Source organism: Kaistia adipata DSM 17808 (genome assembly GCF_000423225.1).
Lineage (GTDB): Bacteria > Pseudomonadota > Alphaproteobacteria > Rhizobiales > Kaistiaceae > Kaistia > Kaistia adipata.
The window spans coordinates 236,545-254,515 of the sequence record NZ_AUHO01000010.1; the positions used below are offsets into that span (position 1 = coordinate 236,545).

Below are 17,971 nucleotides of genomic sequence, written 5' to 3' on the forward strand. Positions count from 1 at the left end.
GGGAGCGTCCTAGCCGCGCTTGATGATGATCGCCCCGACGACGATCGAGATCGCCGTCGCCACGTAGATCGACAGCGCCGGTTCGACGAAGCGCAGCCAGAACAGGTGGATCGCTACGAAGACGACCACGGCGATGAAGATCCGGTCGAACAGGTTGGTGTCGATCGGCAGGAAGCCGTCGGGCCGCGCGGCGCGCTTCGGCGCGCCGTTGCCATTGGCCAGGGGGACGGGGTTCTCGATGAAGTCGCTGGCCATTTCGCTCATCCCTTGACCGCGCCGAAGGTGAGACCGGCGACGATGTGCTTCTGCACGAGGGCGAGGAAGGCCACGGCCGGGATCAGGGTCAGCATGGCGGTGGCGGCCATCTGGCCCCAGTTCGTGCCGGTGACGGTGACGAACTCGGCGAGGCCCGTCGTGATCGTCCGCGCGTTGACGCTGGTGAGGGTCGCGGCGAACAGATATTCGTTCCAGGCGAACACCCAGCACAGGATCGCCGTGACCGCGAGGCCCGGCCGCGCCAGCGGCAGAATCACGTGGATCAGCACCTGCCAGGTGCTGGCGCCGTCGACGAAGGCGGCCTCGTCGAGCTCGCGCGGGATCGCGTCGATGACGCCGCGCAGCGTCCAGATCGCAAAGGGAAGGTTGAACACGCAGTAGAGCAGGATCAGGCCGATCCGCGTGTCGAACATCTTCCAGTCGCCGACGACGAAGACCTGCGTGTAGAGCAGGAACAGCGGCAGCAGGAAGGCGGCCGGCGGCGCCATGCGGTTGGTGATCGTCCAGAAGAAGATGTTCTCCTTGCCCGAAAGTTTGTAGCGCGACAGCGCGTAGCAGGCGAGCAGGGCCAGCACCGTCACCAGCAACGCGTTCGATGTCGCGATGACGATCGAGTTCAGCATGTACTTCTGGTAGGTCGGGTCGTGGATCGTGTTCAGGTAGTTCTCCGAGAAGAACGACTTGATCAGGAAACTCGGTGCGCTGAACAGCTCGACGCGGCTGCGCGCCGAGACGACGAACATCCAGTAGATCGGGAACAGCGTGACCAGGCTGGCGACCAGCCAGAACAGCAGCGACAGGCCGGGGCGGTTGCGGGTCATTCGGGCTTCCTCAGATCGCGACGGGCGACCAGGCCGGCATAGAGCAGCCAGCACAGGACGATGGTGAGATAGAGCGTGATCAGCGACATGGCCGAGCCATAGCCGTAGTCCGTCTTGGGGAAGACGATGCGCCAGATGTAGAGGCCGATGAAGCGGGTGGCGGAGCCGGGGCCGCCGCCGGTCAGCATCCAGATCTCGTCGACGGTGCGCATGGCGTCCATCAGGCGGATGAAGAGCGCGGACAGGATCGCTGGCTTCAGCATCGGCAGCGTCACGTACCAGAAGGTCTGGTAGCGGTTGGCGCCGTCGATCTGCGCCTGCTCGAACGGCTCTTTCGGCATCGAGGACAGTGCGGCGAGCAGGGTCAGCGTCACCAGCGGCGTCCAGTGCCAGATATCCATGATGACGGCGGTCATGAAAGCCTGGCCGGCGAAGCGGCTGATCAGGAACTCGTAGCCGAACCACTGGTTCAGATAATAGGGGATCGGGCCGAGGCCCGGCACCGTCATCAGGCGCCAGGTGGCGCCGACGGCGACCGGGGCGATCATCAGCGGCAGGGTATGGATGGTGCGGAAGAAGCCCTTCAGGGGAAAGTCCTTCATGAAGAGCTGGGCCAGGAAGTAGCCGAGAACGATCTGGCTCACCACGGCGAAGACGCCGAACTTGAACGTGTTCCAGAGCGCCATCAGGAAGCCCTTGTCGAACACCAGGTGGCGGTAGTTCGACAGGCCGCTGAAGCGCATGGTCGGGTCGGCGGCGAAGCTGTTCCAGTCGAAGAAGCTCACCACCAGCACGTAGAGGAACGGGGTGAGGCCGAACACGGCCAGGATCAGCAGGGTCGGTGCGAGCAGCAACCAGCCGAGTGTTTGGGATTGCATGAAGCCGTTCCTCGTTGAAACGCGCAGATCGCTGAATCAACCGCTTCCGCCGGCGCCATCCGGCGGCGGCATGGCGGGCAGGGGAGGGCAACGCCCTCGGTCGCGGAAGGGGCGGGCCTCCGGAGAGGCCCGCCTGCGCCGCGCCTTTCGGGCACGGCGCCTTCGCGTGACGGCTTACTTGCGATAGCCGAGCTTGGTCAGTTCCGCTTCCGCGGTCGTCGCCATCTGGTCGAGGGCGTCCGAGGCGGACAGCTCGCCCGAGATCGCCTGCCAGAAGATGGGGGCGACCGCTTCGCGCAGCTGGTTATGGAACGGATAGGCCGGGGCGCCGGCGAACAGCTTGCCCTGGTCGCGCATCAGCGTGTAGTAGCCGTCCGTCTTGGCGTCCTGGGCCTTCACCTTCGGATCGTCATAGGTCGACTGCAGGGTGATGCGGGAGCCCGCGACCGCCCAGTCCGCCTGCACCGACGGCTGCGCGATGTATTCCAGGAACAGCGCCGCGGCGCCCTTGTTCTTGGACGAGTGCGGGATGCCGAAGGCGCCGCCGTCATAGTAACCGATATAGCCGGTGCCGGCCTCGGCGGCTTCCATCACGCCCGGCTCGACCGGCGGCAGGGCGACGCCGACCTTACCGACCACCTTCGACTTCGAATCGTCGGTCGCGATCCAGGCGGCGTTCTCGCCATAGACGAGACCCTGGGCGGCGCGGCCGGCGGCGAAGGTCGCGGCGACTTCGTCCCAGGTCGACGCGGTCGACTCCGGCGGCGCGTTCTTCAGCAGGTCCAGCCAGAACTGCAGCGCAGCCTTGGCCTCGGGGCTGTTCATCTTGCCGCCGTGCTCGACGGTCGCGGCGAAGTTGTTGGCCGGGTCGATGCCCCAGTTGTAGACGCCGAAGGTCGGGGCGACGCTCTCGACATATTCATACCAGGACGCCGGGTGGCCGGTATTGGCCTGCACGGTCGAACCCCAGAGCTCGATGCCCTTGTCCTTGCCCCACTGGGTGAAGAAGTCGGCGATCTCGGTGTATTCGGCGTGGTTCTTGGCCGGCGCCAGGTCGCGATTGTACTTGGCCTTGAATGCCGCCTTGACCGCGGGATCCTCGAACAGGTCCTTGCGGTACAGGTAGACCTTGATGAAGGCCTCCATCGGCACGCCGAACAGGTCGCCGTCCTTGCCCTTGAAGTAGTTGGCGAAGGTGGTGAAGTTGGCCGGATCGTAGTCGGGCGCCTTCAGCTTCGGGTTCTCGGCGATGAACTTGGTCAGGTCGACCAGGAAGTCGCGCGAGAGATATCCATAGACGGCGTCCTGCTCGATGTAGACGAAGTCATAGATGCCGGTATTGGCCTCCATGTCCTTGATCGCCTTGTCGTACATCTGGTCCCAGGACGTCGCCTCGAACTCGACGTTGATGCCGGTGGCCTTGGTGAAGGCCGGGCCCAGCACGTTCTTGACGTAGTTCGACGGCGGCGTGCTCTCGGAGATGCCGCGGATGGTCACCCCGGAGAATTCCTTGCCGGCATCGGCCCAGAAGTCCGCCTTGGCCGGCGTCACGCCCGCCATCAGGCCCGCCGCCAGCGCGCCGAGCATCATTCGCTTCAAACCAGACATTCCTCGTCCTCCCTCGGATTGTCGACGGCGCTCCCGGCCTCCGTCGCGGACCGCCGGCGCGGATGCGCCAGCTTCCCGGGCCGGGGATGCGCTTCAGCATGTCGATGAAGCGCGCCGTATGCCTAAGCTCCACGAAGCGGGCGGAGCCTCCTCCAGGCTCTGGCTTGATCGGCCAGCCCGCACGCTTCCCGACGGACTCTAGAAGAGCGCCCAGCGGCTCACTACGCGTGTTTGCGGCGGCATCTGTACAATTTTGTCGGCAGCGACCGTGCCGGGTCGTGGCCTCAGATTCGCGCTTCCACGACTGGCTCCCAGCGCGCGATCGTGCCGATCCGGCGGGAATCGCGCCGGTAGGCGGATGGCGAGCGGCCGCAGATCTTCACGAACTGGCGGTTGAAGTTGGCGATGTTATTGAAGCCGACGTCGAAGCAGATGTCGGTGATCGGCCTGTCGCTGCCGCTGAGCAGGTGGCAGGCCGCGTGCACCCGCGAGCAGTTGACGTAGCGGGCGAAGGTGTGGCCGGTCTGCTTCTTGAAGAAGCGCGAGAAGGCGCTCGCCTCCATGCCGCAGAGGCTTGCCACCTGCGATAGCCGGATCGGGCGGGCGAAGTTTTCCAGGATGTGGTTGATCGCGATCTCCAGCTTGCCCGAGGCGCGGCTGGGCGCGGTGGCGCCGGCCGCCGCGCGCGACAGCATGCGGCGTTCCTCCGGCTTCTGCGCCAGCGCGGTCATCAGCTCGAGGAACAGGACGAGCCGCTGCGGTCCGCTGGCGGCGCCGATCTCGCGCAGCAGCCGGCGTCCGGTCTCGGCGGTGGCGCCGGAGAACTCGACGCCGCGCGCCGCGTCGGCGAACAGCGCGCCGAGGCCGTGGAATTCCGGGCAGAGGCCGACGACCTTGTCGGCGAAGGCGGCGCTGAACTGGATTAGCATGTCGCGATCGGCGACGCGCTCGCCGGGCAGGATGGCGCTCACCCAATTGTGCGGCAGGTCCGGCCCGGTGAGGACCAGGCAACCGGCCTGGAAGTCGCCGACATAGTCGCCGACCATCATCTCGCCGGAACTCGCCTGGATCAGGTGCAGCTCATATTCGGGATGATGGTGCCATTTGGCCAGATGGTGCGGATAGTCGTGAACGTTCCAGCGGAACGATTCCGACGGCGCACAGACGATGACCTCGAAGTCCGGCGCGAATTTGCGCTCGAAGCCCATGGCGGTTCTTCCCTGTCCCTGGATCGTCGTCGGCGTTGTTTGCCACGCCTTGTCCGAACGATCCCGTTGTCACACACGGATGATGGACCCCTCATTCTTGAGCCAATCGGGGAGAAAAGAAAGGGTGCGTCGCGGCAGGTCGCGCGCGGGCGGCCGGAACGGCAACGGGCCGGCCCCGAGGGCCGGCCCGTTCGATCGGATGGAGCGGAGGGGAGGTCTAGACCAGGGCGTCCGGTCCGGCGCCGCAGACCAGCGCGGCGACCGAATGACCGGCCGGGAAGTCGAGCACGCCAGTCCGGAGCGCCGCGATCGCGGCGGCGCCGGAGAGGTCGGCGGCGATGCCCATCTCGAACCAGAGCCAGCGGCTCGCCTCCAGCATGGCCTCGTCGGAGACGAGGACGATGTCGTCGACATGGTCGCGCACGAGCTCGAACACGCCCTGATCCGTCTCGGCGCAGGACATGGTGGCGACGCGGCTCGTCACGGCGGGGAGGCGGACGACACGGCCGGCGTCGAGGCATGCCTTCAGCGTCGGCGAGCCTTCCGGCTCGATGCCGATGATCCGGACCGAAGGCTTCAGCGCCTTGATGGCGACGCCCATGCCGGAGATCAGGCCGCCGCCGCCGATCGCCACCAGCACGGTGTCGACGTCGGGGACTTCCTCGAGCAATTCGAGCACCGTCGTGCCCTGGCCGGCGATGACATTGGCGTCGGCGAAGGGGTGGAAATAGGCCGCGCCGTTCTCCTTGGCGAAGGCGAGCGCGTGCAGGTTGGTCTCGTTCCAGATGTCGCCGATGATCTCGACGGTGGCGCCCCAGCGCTTCAGCTTCTCGACCTTGGCCGGCGTGATGCTCTTCGGCACGAAGATCGTCGCCGGCACGCCGGCGAGCTTTGCCGCGCGGGCCGTCGCCAGGCCGTGATTGCCGCCGGACGCGGTGACGACGCCGCCGGCCAGCGCCTCCTTCGGCGTGGTCAGCAGCTTGTTGGTGGCGCCGCGTGCCTTGAACGAGCCCGTCGGCTGCAGGCATTCGAGCTTCAGCGACAGCGTCGCCTCGGTCACCGGCTCGGCCAGCGCCGTGGCGCGGATGTTAGGCGTACGGCGGATATGCGGGGCGATGCGCCCGGCGGCGGCCTGGATATCGGCGAGCGTGATCATCAGAGCGTACCTGTGTAGGGCGAGGCGACGACGAGACAGCAATTGCCGGGGCGGACACGGCCCGGCTGGCGGCGACCATAGAGGATGCCGTCGGCCGCGTAGAACAGTTCGGCCGGCTTGCGACTCGGATTGGCGAGGAAATGCACCCGTCCGGCCGGCTGGCCGCGCGAGACCATCGTGCCGTTCCTGTGGAAGGGCTCGAACACGCCGTCGTCGTCCGAGATGACATAGGCTTCGGAGCCCGGCAGTTCGAACAGGCGCTGCGGATGGCGCGCGGGCGAGGCCAGTTCCGGCGGCAGCACGCCAAGATGGGCCAGCACGTTGCGGACGCCGCGGCGGCAGATGTCGAGCGCATCAAGGGAGACCGTGCCGCCGCCTGCCATCTCGGTGCCGACGACGGTGAGCCCGGCGCGGGCGGCAGAGGCGGTCGCCGTGCGCGTATCGCCGCGATTGTCGATCACGACCACCAGAGGCGCGTCGAACGCGGTGACGGCGGCGACGTTCTTCGCGTGCTGGACCGGATTGGCGACCGGTTCGATCACCGAGCTCGGCATCAGGTCGAGCGAGGAGCCGCCGGAATGCAGGTCGAGGAAGGCGTCGCCCATCGGGAACAGAGCGTCGTTGACGAAGGCCGAGATCTGCTGCGTCGTCGTGCCGTTGGCGTTGCCCGGGAAGGTCCGGTTCATGTTGAGGTCGTCGATCGGCGAGGTCCGGCGCGCGGCGTTGACCGCCGGCAGGTTGATCGCCGGGATGAAGATCAGCCGACCGGAGACGAGGCCGGGATCGAGGTCGCGGATCATCTCGCCGAGGGTGATCGGTCCCTCATATTCGTCGCCGTGGTTGCCGCCCTCGAGGATGACGGTCGGGCCGCTGCCGTTCTTGATCACGGCGAGCGGCACGCGCACCACGCCCCAGGCGTCGTCATGGACGGAGAGCGGCAGGTTGAAGAAGCCGGTCTGCTTGCCGTCCTTGTCGAAGTCGACGGTGCATTGCGCCAGTTGCTTAGCGTTCAGGCCCATTTTCTACTCTGTGCGGGACGACGAGGGGAGGGATGAGGATGGAAGAAGCATGGTGGTCAGCCTATTTTCTATCACTGATGATATCAAGAGTTGATATGTGATATCATCCGCGTGCATGCTTGTCGCAAATGCCGCGTTGCGCGGTCGCGCCGGTCCGGCAATGACAGGCAGCAAAGGAGTGACGTGATGACCACAGCCAAGCGGCCATCCGGCGAAACGGGCGCCGACGAAGCCAAGCCGGCGCGCGCCGCCGGGAAGCGCGCGAGCCAACCGGCGCCCAAGCCGGTCGCCAAGTCCGCTGCCAAGGCGGCCAAGCCGGCCTCGGCCAAGGCCCCGACCGCGCGCGCCGGCAAGGCGGCGAACGGCGACAAGCCAGCCTACAGCGCGCCGGCGCTGGAGAAGGGACTGGACGTGCTGGAACTGCTGGCGACGCTGTCCGAGGGCGTCACGCCCAGCCAGATCGCCCAGCAGCTGGGCCGGTCCCTGCAGGAAGTCTACCGCGTCGTCGTGGCACTCGAACGGCGCGGCTACATCCAGCGGCCGCCGGGCGAGGAGAGCCTGGTGCTGTCGAGCAAGATGCACGATCTCGCCTATCGCTATCCCCCCATGCGCCGCCTCGTCGACGCCGCGCGTCCCGTGCTGAACCGCGTGGCGATCAACGCCTACCAGGCCTTCCATCTGGCGGTGCTCGACGGCCTGTCGATCCGCGTCGTGGCGCAGGTCGATAGCCCCGCGCCGCTCGGCTTCCGGTTGCGCGTCGGCACGCAGAACCCGGCGATCCGCACCGCCTCCGGCCGCCTGCTCATCGCCTACCAGCCGCCGGCCGTGCAGGAATGGCTGTTCGAGGCGATCGGCCAGACCGCGCCGAAGAGCGAGATCGACTGGCTCAAGAAGCGGATCGAGGTGGTGCGCTCGGTTGGCTATGAGATGATCGCCGGCGAGGCGCTGAAGGGCATCACCGACGTCAGCTTCCCGATCCTGAACGCGGAAGGCTTCGCGCCGGCGGTGATCACCATGCCGTTCCTCGCCTCCTCGACCGAGAAGGTGCCGTTCGACGACGCCAACAAGCTGCTGTTCGAGGCGGCGCAGACAATCACCGGCCTGCTCGGTGGCGAGCTGGCGACACCGAACTTCCCGCTCGCCCATACCGGCGGCCCGGTCGGCAGCAGCGATCGCTGAGCGTTGTCCGGGGCGCCGCCCGCGCGGCCTTGCCGTCATGCCGTGGGTGCCGCTCATCGCACGGCGCCGGCGATCGCGCCCGACAGGATCTGGCGCTGGAACAGCATGTAGACGATGATCACCGGCAGCAGCGCCACGATCAGGCCGGCGCTGATCAGCGGGATCGAGACGTCGTACTGGCCGGAGAGCAGCGCGACGCCGACCATCAGGGTCTTCTTGTCGGAGCCGCCGAGGATGACCAGCGGCAGCAGGAGGTCGTTCCACATCCAGACGAAGTTCAGGATCGAGAGCGCCGCGATCGCCGGGATCGAGATCGGCAGCAGCACCGAGAACAGGATGCGGATGTCGCCGGCCCCGTCGAGGCGGGCCGCCTCGATGAGCTCATCTGGAATCGCGCGGAAATAGGCCGACAGCAGATAGGTGCCGAGCGGCAGGCCGAAGGCGGCATAGGCGAAGATCAGGCCCTGATAGGTGCCGCCGAAGCCGAGGTCGAGGATCGTCTCGTAGAGCGGGTAGATGATCACCTGGCTCGGGATGACGAGCATGGCGATGATGAACAGGAAGATGTAGTTGCCGCCCTTGATCTTCAGCTTGGTGACGGCATAGGCGATGAACAGCGCCGCGACGGTCGAGAGGATCAGGCCGCCGGCGGTGGTGATGATGCTGTTCAGCAGCAGCCTGCCGACCTGCATACGCTCGAAGGTCTCGAGGTAGTTCTCGAAAGTGATGTCGGTGACGAAGCCGAGCGGGTCGGCGGAATAGTCGGCGCGCGTCTTGAACGAGTTGATGATCGTGAAGATCAGCGGATAGAGCGTCACCACGGCGAGGATGACCAGGACGATGGTCACCAGCCAGCGTGTCAGCGCCATGCGGACCGAGGAGACGGTCAGGTGCGGGGCAGCGGTCTTCATTTCGGCTTGGCCCCCTCAACATACATGCGGCGGACGACGAAGGCGGAGACGAGCGCGACGAAGACGAACAGGGCCATGCCGATGGCCGCGCCGAGGCCGCGGTCGAGGAACTGGAAGGTGGTCGTGAAGACGAGGAATTCCGGCAGCACGGTCGCCGTGCCGGGGCCGCCCTTGGTGAGCGCGTAGATCAGCGGGAACATCCAGATCAGGATGCCGGAGGTGCAGAGCACGGCCCAGTAGCCGATCACCGGCTTCAGGAGCGGCATGATGATGTGGAAGAGCAGCCGCCAGAAGCCGGCGCCGTCGAGCTTCGCCGCCTCGACCACTTCCTCCGAGACGGTCGAGAGGCCCGAGAGATAGGTGAGCACGCCGAGGCCGAAGAAGCTCCAGAGCGCCACGGCGGTGAGCGAGAGCAGGGCGCTGGTCGGGCCGTTCAGCCATTCGATGGCGAGCGGCGCCAGGCCGATGGTCCTAAGCAGCGCGTTGAGCGGGCCGTCGGGCGCGAGGATCTGGCGGAACATGATGCCGACGACGATCGGCGCGATCATGTAGGGCAGGAAGAAAGCGGCACGGAAGAACTTCCAGCCCGGCGTCTTCTGGAACAAGAGGAAGGCCAGCACCAGCGGCAGGATGATCCAGACGGGCAGCGTCGCGAAGGCGATCAGCGCGTTGCGGAAGGAATCATGCACCGCCGGATCGTCCAGCATGGTGCGGTAGTTGGCGAGGCCGGCAAAGGCCGGATCCTCGAAGCCGCGCGTCTCCTGCAGGCTGAGCCAGACGGTGCGGACGAGCGGCACCAGCTTGAACAGGATGGCGAGCGCGAGGCCCGGCAGGACGAACAGGGCGGCGACCAGCATGTCGCGCCGGATCCAGGGGCGTTTCGCCCCGGCGTGCGTCCGCGCGGCACCGGTTGCCGGATGGGCCAGTTCAGCCATCGAAGATCCCGTTTCTTGGAAGGGGCGGGGAGGCGACCTGCCTCCCCGCGATCAGGCGTTGCGATGCGCCTACTGGCGCTTGCTCGGGCTCTGCTCGAGCGCCTTCTGCATCCGCGCGGTCCAGTCCTCGATGGTGAGGCGGCCGAGCGCGACTTCCTGCCAGCCGCGGGCGAGCGCATCGGCTTCCTGGCCGGAGAGCAGGACGCCGGCATGCAGCGTCGGCTTCTTGATGATCTCGAGGATCTGGCCAAGCGCTTCCGACTTCGGCAGCGCGGACGGATCGACGTTCTTGTTGAGCGAGATGCCGCCGGCGACCTTGCTCAGAAGCTCAGCATTCTCCTTGCCGGCCATGAACTTCACGAACTGGAAGGCGGCGTCCTTCTTGTCGCTCCATTCCGTGACGCCGAACACCGAGCTCTCGATGCCCGAGAAGCTGTTGGCGAGCGGTGCGTCGGCGACGATGGTCGGCCAGCGCATGGCGCCGAGATTCTCGTCGCCGAGGATCTTGCCGAAGGCGGCCCAGTTGACGGCGTCGGAGATGATGGTGCCAGCGAAGGCGGCGTTGCCGCTCTGGAAGATGTCGGCGCCGTCCGGCAGCATGGTGATCGAGGGCGCGCTGGAATTGGTCCAGCCGGCCTCGGTGATCGAGGCGAGGCCCTTCAGGACGTTGACCATCTTCGGGTCGGTCCAGGGCATCTTGCCGGCGAGCATGGCGCGCATGTCGTCTTCGGTCAGGTAGTTGCGCGCGATCTCGGGGAAGTTCCAGTAGGCCGGGAAGATGCCGGACAGGCCGATGGCGACACAGGTCTTGCCGATCGCCTTCACCTTGTCGCAGGCAACCTTCATCTCGTCCCAGGTCTTGGGCGGGTTGACGGCGTCGAGGCCGGCCTCGGTCAGAACCTTCTTGTTGTAGTACATGACGTTGCCCTGATAGCCGAAGGGCAGGCCGTAGCAGGACTGGGTGGTGTCGAAGTTCAGGCAGCCGCCGCTATAGGTGATCAGGTCCTTGCCGGCTTCCAGAACTTCCGGCGGCAGCTCGGCATAGGCGCGGCGGCGGTCAAACAGCTCGAGGCCGGCATTGTTCTCCATCACGTCGGGACCGCTCTTGGTCGTGATGTAGGGGCCCTGGACCTCCGGATAGCGGTCGAACGGCACCGTCTCGAGTTCGACCTTGATGGTCGGGTTCTGCTTCTCGAATTCGGCGACCAGCGCCTTCCAGTAGTCGGCGCCGCCCGGCTCCCAGTTGAGCACGCGGATGGTGGTGACGTCCTGCGCCTGCGCGGCCTGGCCGCCGAGCGCGGTCACCGAGGCGAGCGCGAGGCCGGCGAGCATGCCGCGGACGGCGCGCCGGCCGGTCCGAAATGGTGTTGGATTCATCATGGGTTCCCTTCTCCGTCTGGTTCTGGTCGCGCGTGCTGTCGAAAGAATCCGGCCCGTCGGGGCGGATGACCGTCGGCCCGCGACCGCCCTCGCCGGCGCATGGCCGGAAGGCGTTCCCGATGGCGCGAATGAAGCGGTCGGCATCCCTGTCACCCCGCGATGGCCGCCGCCCGTGGGATGGGTCTTGTTGGCGGCCATGCGGCAACGCTAGCACATGGATTTTTCTATTGAAATAGGAATTTCTTATAAGAAACACGATGCTGATTGGGGTGAAAACGGACGGCCGGAAGCAGCCCGTCGCGCAGCGCGTTTCCGGGTAACCTATTAAGAATGCGTGATAATTTATCTCGTCTCGTTGCGACCCTCTGCCGTCATCCCGGCGAAGGCCGGGATCCATCGACACCGGCCGGTGACGAACGGCGGAGTCATGGCTTCACAGGACGGTGGTTATGGGCCCCGGCCTTCGCCGGGGGCGACGAAGCCTGGGCTCATGGGCAGGTGCCAAAGGGCCCCTTGGGGCAGCGCCCTACACCGCCTTCGGCACCACGCCGCCGAGGCGGCTGGAGGCGAGGCAGGCGTCGACCAGCGCCATGGTGCGGATCGAGTCGTGCACGTCGGTGTCGAGCACGGCATCCTCGCCGGCGGCGTAGCGCTGCAGATTGGACATCACCGCGCCGAAGGCGTCCGGCACGCGCTCGCCGGCGAGCGGGATCTCGGTCCATGGACCGCCTTCGACGATCACCTCGAGCTTTTCCGGCGTCGGGTCGAGATAGTCGCGCAGATAGCCTAGCTCGAGATGGGCGCAGCCCTTGGTGCCCTCGACGCGGATCGTCGCGTCGATGTGCTTGGGGCCGTAATTGTAGGTGTGGTTCAGCGACAGGCAGCAGCGCGCGCGCGGGCCGTAGTCGAGGATGATGCTGGAGCGCGCGTCCTTCAGGTCGGGATAGCGCGGATGCGGCACGGTCTTGGCGTAGACGCTGTCCGGCTCGCCCAGGATCGAGCGAATCCAGTCAAGATAATGGATCGAATGCAGCGGGATCTCGACCGCGTCGAGATGCGGGATGAAGGACCACATTTCCCAAGGCATGTAGATGGCGAGGCGCACCTCCAGCTCGACGACGTCGCCGAAGAGGCCGCGCCGGACCGCGTCGCGGATCGCCAGCATGGACGGGGTGAAGCGGAGCTGGAAATTGGTCGCCGCCGTGATCCTTCGCGCATCGATCGCGTCGACGATCTGGCGCGCGGCGGAGAGATTGGCGCCGAGCGGCTTCTGGATCAGCGCGACGCTGCCGGTCGGCAGCTGTTCGACCGCGCCGAGGATCGCGGTCGGCGGCAGGGCAAGGTCGAACACGGTGTCGTCGGTGCGGGCGGCGATCGCCGCTGCCATGCTCTCATGCACGACCGGAATGTCGAACTCAGCGGCGACGGCCCGCGCCTTGTCGTTGTCGAGGTCGAAGATGCCGGCAACCGGCAGGCCGATCTTGCGATAGGCCGGCAGGTGGGCGCTGCTGACGATGTCGCCGGCGCCGATGATGGTGATCGGCCGCGGGCGGCTTGGCATCGGCCAGGTCTGTTCGAGTTCCAAGCCAGCCATCCTGTCGCCTCCCAGCGTCGCCGCGCGGGCACGGCGATCGAAATGCAATATCACTGACGATAGTCAGCGTTGATATTTGATATCAGATGGGCAATCCTGTCAACAACGCCGGGCGCTTCCGGCGTCGCAGACGCATGGCATGAGGAGGATGACGGAATGGCTGCAGCGGGTGAAGTGAGGATCGCGGGACGGGTCGCGCTGGAAGGTGGCGACCGGCATGTCCATGCGGCGCGGCGGTTGCGTCAGGCGTTCCCAATGCTCGAATTCGTGCCGCGCGCGGCCGCTTCCACGGCGCTGCCGCTGGTCCGTCTTGTCGAGGACAAGTCGCTGGCCGAAGGCGCCTTCGTGCTGACGGTGCGTCCGGGTGACAATGCCGAGATCACCATCGCCGGTGGTCCGTTCTCCGGCGTGATCTATGGCGCCGAGGAGTTGATCGCGCGCGCCCGCGTCGCGGATGGCGCCGTGCTGGTCCCGGCCGGCGAGCGGCGGGCGGCGCCGGGGCTCGCCTATCGCACCTTCTGGACCTGGGACCACTCGACCAACTGGGAATTGTCGCAGGTCGGCCATCAGGAAATCGGCGTCTTCAATCCCTATGGCAAGCCGCCGTCCGGCTTCCTCGGCGACTATACGCGCCTGGTCGATTTCGCCAGCCGCAACCGCATCCCGTCGGTCGTCATCTACGGCTTCCTCAGGGATACGCATGGCGGCATCGACGCGGCCAAGGAGCTCTGCCGCTATGCGACCGAGCGCGGCGTGCGCATTGTCCCCGGCATCGCCATCGGTTCCTATGGCGGCGTCTACTGGGAAGGCGACCACCCCTACAACCTCTCGACCTGGCTGAAGAAGAACCCGCAGCACGCGGCGACGATGGAGAAGGGCGTCGGCTTCCAGATCGCCGACCTCGACTTCCCGCTCAACTTCCCGCGCTCCGACTACACCATGACCGCGTGCCCGAGCGCGCCGGAGACGATGGACTGGATGGAGGAGGCGGTGAGCTGGCTCGCCGAGACCTTCGAGATCGGCGGCGTCAACATCGAGAGCGGCGACTACGGCGTCTGCGGCTGCGCGCGCTGCGTCGCCCGCCGCAACAACGAGGCGGAGGCCGCCCGTCGCGTCGACGACCATGGCGACAGCTGGTCGCATACCGACATGGCGGCGAACTTCCCGCGCCTCTACCGGGCGGCCAAGGCCAAGCGCCCGGATGCCTGGATCTACAGCGAGATGCAGTGGGACAATCTGTTTGATCCGGTCGCGCATGAGGCGCAGCGCCAGCTGCCGCAGGGCGCGCTCTACCAGCACACGACCAACCGGACCTTCTGGAAGCGCCTGCAGAACGAGCTGACCCGGGCCGATGTCGAAAGACTGCCGACGCAGCCCAACGTGCTGCGCTGCCAGTTCGCGTGCCAGTGGAACGGCGACCGGCGCACCGAGCGCTACGCCTTCAACGGCCGCGTCTTCGCCGACATGAACAAGTTCTGCGCCGATGTCGGCATGCAGGGCCTGACGGTCTGGGGCGAGCCGTCGCCCTATCACGCGACGGTCGAGCTCTCTTATCTCGCCTTCGCCCGCTTCGGCTACGAGCCGACGCTGACCTGGGACCGCTTCATGGCCGAGGATGCGGCGCCGCTTCTCGGCGGCCAGGCAGCGGCGGAGCGCTTCGTCGCCGTCGCCGAGGAGCTTGACGCCAATATCGAGCTGCCGGTCGAGCGCCTGCGTACGCTGCAGGGCGAGGCCCGCGAGGCGTCGCGTCAGAACGACGACGAGGCATCGCGCCGCTGGCTGAGCCTCGAGGACCAGATCGCCCGCCGCGCCTATATGGGCCGGTAGGGCTAGGTTTCGAAACGAAATGGGCCCCGGCGATGATATTTCGCCGGGGCCCGCGCGTAGCTCAGTGCCGGGGGAGGGAACGGTTCAAGCCACGCGCCGTCCCTGTCTCACGCGACGCGCTTCTTGGCGGTGCCACGCGCCCATTCCGGCAGCCACTCGCCATGCGCGGCGAGGAGGTCGTCGACCAGGTTCCAGATCTGGTCCAGGTCGAGCTCGGCCGCCGTGTGCGGGTCCATCATCGCGGCATGGTAGATGTGGTCGCGGTTCTCGGTCAGAAGCGCCTTCACCGTCAGTTCCTGCACGTTGATGTTGGTGCGCATCAGCGCGGTCAGCTGCGGCGGCAGTTCGCCGATATAGGTCGGCTGGATGCCCGAGGCGTCGACCAGGCAGGGCACTTCCGCCGCGCAATCGGCCGGCAGCGAGGTGATGCAGCCATTGTTGCGGACGTTGCCGTAGATCACCGAGGGCTCGCCGGTCCAGATCGAGTTGATGATCTCGGAGGCGTATTCCTTGCTCTGCGACACCTCGATCCGCTCGGCCGTGCGGTATTCCTCGGCCTGGTTCTTCCAGCGGGCGATCTGCTCGATGCAGCGCTTCGGATATTCGTCGAGCGGGATGCCGAACTTCGCGATCAGGTCCTCGCGGCCTTCCTTGATGAAGTAGGGCGTGTATTCGGCGAAGTGCTCCGAACTCTCGGTGACGAAATAGCCGAGCCGGGTCAGCATCTCGTAGCGCACCTTGTTCGGGCAGCGCGGGTTCCAGCCGGGCTTCGGCGCCCGGCCTTCGCGGTAGCCGCGGACGAGGTCGGGATAGAGATCGCGGTAGGAGCCGTCGGCCTGGCGATGCTCGAACTTCAGGTAGAACGCCATGTGGTTGATGCCGGCGGCGCGGTAGCGGATTTCCTCGTAGGGAATGTCGAGGTCATGCGCCAGCTCCATCGCCGTGCCCTGCACCGAGTGGCAGAGGCCGACCTGCTTGATTGCCGGATACTTGGCCGTGATCGCCCAGGTGTTGATCGCCATCGGGTTGACGTATTGCAGCATCACCGCGTTCGGGCAGATGGCGAGGATGTCCTCGCAGATCTTCCAGAGATGCGGCACGGTCCGGAGCCCGCGCATGATTCCGCCGACGCCGAGCGTGTCGGCGATGGTCTGGCGCAGGCCGTAGCGCTTCGGCACCTCGAAATCGGTGATCGTGCAGGGGTCGTAGCCGCCGATCTGGAAGGCGACGACGACGAAGTCGGCGCCGGAAAGCGCCTTCTTCTGGTCGGTGTAGGTCTCGACCTTGGCCGGCACGCCGAGCGTCGAGGCGATCTTGCGGACGACGACGGCGCTCTCCTCGAGGCGCTGCGGGTTGATGTCCATCAGCGCGATGGTGGCGCCGGCAAGCGCCGGGCGCTGCAGGACGTCGCCGACGATGTTCTTCATGAACACGGTCGATCCGGCGCCGATGAAGGTGATCCTGGGATTGGCAGTCATAAGAGAGCTCCGGTAGGCAGATTCTTTAGGCGGCTATCTGGAACGCGGCGCGCACCAGGCGGGCCGTGTATTCGTTCTGCGGGTTGGTCAGCACCTCGCTGACCGGCCCCTGTTCGACAATCTGGCCATGCTGCATGACGATGACGCGATGGCACAGCGCTCGCACGACCTTCAGGTCGTGCGAGATGAAGAGGTAGGAGAGGCCCTTCTCGTCCTGCAGCTTGCGCAGCAATTCGATGATCTGCGCCTGCACGGAGAGATCGAGCGCCGAGGTCGGCTCGTCGAGCAGGATGAATTCCGGCTCCAGCGCGATGGCGCGGGCGATGGCGATGCGCTGGCGCTGGCCGCCGGAGAATTCGTGCGGGAAGCGCGACAGGATGTTGTCCGGCATGCCGGCGTCGGCAAGCGCCTGGCGAACCCGCCGCAACCGGTCCTGCCGGTCGGTGCCGATGCCGTTGACGATCAAGCCTTCCTCGATGATCTGCCCGATCGACATGCGCGGGTTCAAGGACGAGAACGGGTCCTGGAAGACGATCTGCATGCGCGAGCGGAGCGGCCGCATCGCCTGGCGGTCCTTGCCGTGGATCGCCTCGCCGTCGAAGAAGATCTCGCCATGCGAGGCGTGGATCAGCCGGATCAGCGCCTGGCCGAAGGTGGTCTTGCCGGAGCCGCTCTCGCCGACGAGGCCGAGCGTCTCGTGCCGGCGCAGCTCCAGTCCCAGATTGTTGCAGGCGACCAGCTCGAAATAGTCGGGCTTGAAGAGGCCGCCGCGCTTCAGCGTGTAGGAGACGCGCACGTCGCGGCCCTCCAGGATCACCGGCGTCGCCTCGGGCAGAGGGTTGGCGGTGCCCTTGGGCTCGGAGGCGAGCAGGTGCCGCGTATAGGCGTGGCGCGGGTTCTGGAACAGCGCCTCGGTGACGTTGTGCTCCTTCACCGCGCCGTGCTGCATCACATAGACGTAGTCGGAGAACTGCCGGACGATCGTCAGGTCGTGCGTGATCAGGATCACCGCCATGCCGTAGCGCTTCTGCAGCTCGCGGATCAGGTTCAGGATCTGCGCCTGCACGGTGACGTCGAGCGCCGTGGTTGGCTCGTCGGCGATCAGGATGTCGGGCCGGTTGGCGAGCGCCATGGCGATCATCACGCGCTGGCGCTGGCCGCCGGAGAGCTGGTGCGGATACTGCTTGATGCGCGCCTCGGGGTCGGGGATGCGCACTTCCTTCAGCAGTTCCAGCACCCGCGCCTTCGCCTCGGCGCGGGTCATCTTGCGGTTGTGCAGGTGCAGCACCTCGGCGATCTGCTGGCCGATCGTGTAGACCGGGTTCAGCGAGCTCATCGGCTCCTGGAAGATCATGGCGAAGCGGTTGCCGCGGAGGCGCCGGCGCTGGTTCTCGCTGAAGCCGAGGATGTTCTTGCCCTCGAACAGGATGCGGGCGCCCTTGGCGACGGTCGCCCGCTTCGACAGCAGCCCCATGATCGTGCGCGCCGTCACCGACTTGCCGGAGCCGCTCTCGCCGACCACGGCGATGGTCTCGCCCTTGTGCAATTGGAACGAGACGTCGCGCACGGCGTCGACCGTGCCGCCCTCGACCTTGAAGGTGACGGCGACGCCGCGTGCGTCGAGGATCAGCTCGCGGCCATGGGCGTTCAGGTCGGTGCGTTCGGCGGGGGCGAATTCGCTTGTCGTGTCGGCCATCATGA

15 protein-coding genes are annotated in these 17,971 nt (G+C 66.5%); 2 read left to right on the plus strand and 13 right to left on the minus strand.

What is annotated here, in order from left to right:
• Nucleotides 1-9: 9 nt before the first annotated feature.
• The 7 genes from G539_RS0109975 to G539_RS0110005 all read right to left on the minus strand — a co-directional run bounded on the left by G539_RS0109975 (nt 10) and on the right by G539_RS0110005 (nt 6,966).
• Complete coding sequence (locus G539_RS0109975; RefSeq protein WP_084639951.1) at nt 10-255, minus strand: DUF2160 family membrane protein; 246 nt, start codon at nt 253-255, stop codon at nt 10-12.
• Nucleotides 256-260: 5 nt separating this feature from the next.
• Nucleotides 261-1,097 (minus strand): carbohydrate ABC transporter permease, encoded by an 837-nt coding sequence (locus G539_RS0109980; protein ID WP_029075075.1) that lies wholly within the window; start codon nt 1,095-1,097, stop codon nt 261-263.
• Nucleotides 1,094-1,975 (minus strand): carbohydrate ABC transporter permease, encoded by an 882-nt coding sequence (locus G539_RS0109985; RefSeq protein WP_029075076.1) that lies wholly within the window; start codon nt 1,973-1,975, stop codon nt 1,094-1,096. The genes G539_RS0109980 and G539_RS0109985 overlap by 4 nt, the downstream gene beginning before the upstream one ends.
• Nucleotides 1,976-2,149: 174 nt before the next feature.
• Nucleotides 2,150-3,583, minus strand: a complete 1,434-nt coding sequence (locus G539_RS0109990) for an extracellular solute-binding protein (protein WP_029075077.1) — start codon at nt 3,581-3,583, stop codon at nt 2,150-2,152.
• A gap of 284 nt (nt 3,584-3,867) precedes the next feature.
• Nucleotides 3,868-4,791 carry an AraC family transcriptional regulator gene (locus tag G539_RS0109995; protein WP_029075078.1) on the minus strand — a complete coding sequence of 308 codons (924 nt, stop codon included), beginning with the start codon at nt 4,789-4,791 and terminating at the stop codon, nt 3,868-3,870.
• 217 nt (nt 4,792-5,008) lie between these two features.
• Nucleotides 5,009-5,947 (minus strand): threonine ammonia-lyase, encoded by a 939-nt coding sequence (locus G539_RS0110000; protein WP_029075079.1) that lies wholly within the window; start codon nt 5,945-5,947, stop codon nt 5,009-5,011.
• Nucleotides 5,947-6,966 carry a succinylglutamate desuccinylase/aspartoacylase family protein gene (locus G539_RS0110005; RefSeq protein WP_029075080.1) on the minus strand — a complete coding sequence of 340 codons (1,020 nt, stop codon included), beginning with the start codon at nt 6,964-6,966 and terminating at the stop codon, nt 5,947-5,949. The genes G539_RS0110000 and G539_RS0110005 overlap by 1 nt, the downstream gene beginning before the upstream one ends.
• A 186-nt stretch (nt 6,967-7,152) precedes the next feature.
• Between G539_RS0110005 and G539_RS24315 the strand changes: the two genes are divergently transcribed.
• The gene (locus tag G539_RS24315) at nt 7,153-8,145 is read left to right on the plus strand and encodes an IclR family transcriptional regulator (RefSeq protein ID WP_051231264.1); all 993 of its coding nucleotides are present in this window, start codon (nt 7,153-7,155) and stop codon (nt 8,143-8,145) included.
• 53 nt (nt 8,146-8,198) lie between these two features.
• Here G539_RS24315 and G539_RS0110015 read toward each other — a convergent pair whose 3' ends face one another.
• The 4 genes from G539_RS0110015 to G539_RS0110030 all read right to left on the minus strand — a co-directional run bounded on the left by G539_RS0110015 (nt 8,199) and on the right by G539_RS0110030 (nt 12,956).
• Nucleotides 8,199-9,056: a carbohydrate ABC transporter permease gene (locus tag G539_RS0110015; RefSeq protein WP_029075081.1), complete on the minus strand. Its 858-nt coding sequence runs from the start codon at nt 9,054-9,056 to the stop codon at nt 8,199-8,201.
• Nucleotides 9,053-9,991 (minus strand): carbohydrate ABC transporter permease, encoded by a 939-nt coding sequence (locus G539_RS0110020; RefSeq protein ID WP_029075082.1) that lies wholly within the window; start codon nt 9,989-9,991, stop codon nt 9,053-9,055. Before G539_RS0110020 ends, G539_RS0110015 begins: the two co-directional genes overlap by 4 nt.
• Before the next feature lie 69 nt (nt 9,992-10,060).
• Complete coding sequence (locus tag G539_RS0110025; protein WP_029075083.1) at nt 10,061-11,368, minus strand: ABC transporter substrate-binding protein; 1,308 nt, start codon at nt 11,366-11,368, stop codon at nt 10,061-10,063.
• 529 nt (nt 11,369-11,897) lie between these two features.
• A complete protein-coding gene (locus G539_RS0110030) occupies nt 11,898-12,956 on the minus strand; it encodes a Gfo/Idh/MocA family protein (RefSeq protein ID WP_210162805.1) in 1,059 nt (352 codons plus the stop codon).
• Nucleotides 12,957-13,121: 165 nt separating this feature from the next.
• On the opposite strand from G539_RS0110030, the gene G539_RS0110035 reads away from it, so the two are divergent.
• Entirely contained in the window at nt 13,122-14,792 is a 1,671-nt protein-coding gene (locus G539_RS0110035) for a hypothetical protein (protein ID WP_156911924.1), read from the plus strand.
• A 107-nt stretch (nt 14,793-14,899) separates the two neighbouring features.
• Here G539_RS0110035 and melA read toward each other — a convergent pair whose 3' ends face one another.
• The gene (melA, locus tag G539_RS0110040) at nt 14,900-16,270 is read right to left on the minus strand and encodes an alpha-glucosidase/alpha-galactosidase (protein ID WP_029075086.1); all 1,371 of its coding nucleotides are present in this window, start codon (nt 16,268-16,270) and stop codon (nt 14,900-14,902) included.
• A gap of 25 nt (nt 16,271-16,295) precedes the next feature.
• A complete protein-coding gene (locus G539_RS0110045; RefSeq protein WP_156911925.1) occupies nt 16,296-17,966 on the minus strand; it encodes an ABC transporter ATP-binding protein in 1,671 nt (556 codons plus the stop codon).
• Nucleotides 17,967-17,971 lie beyond the last annotated feature (5 nt).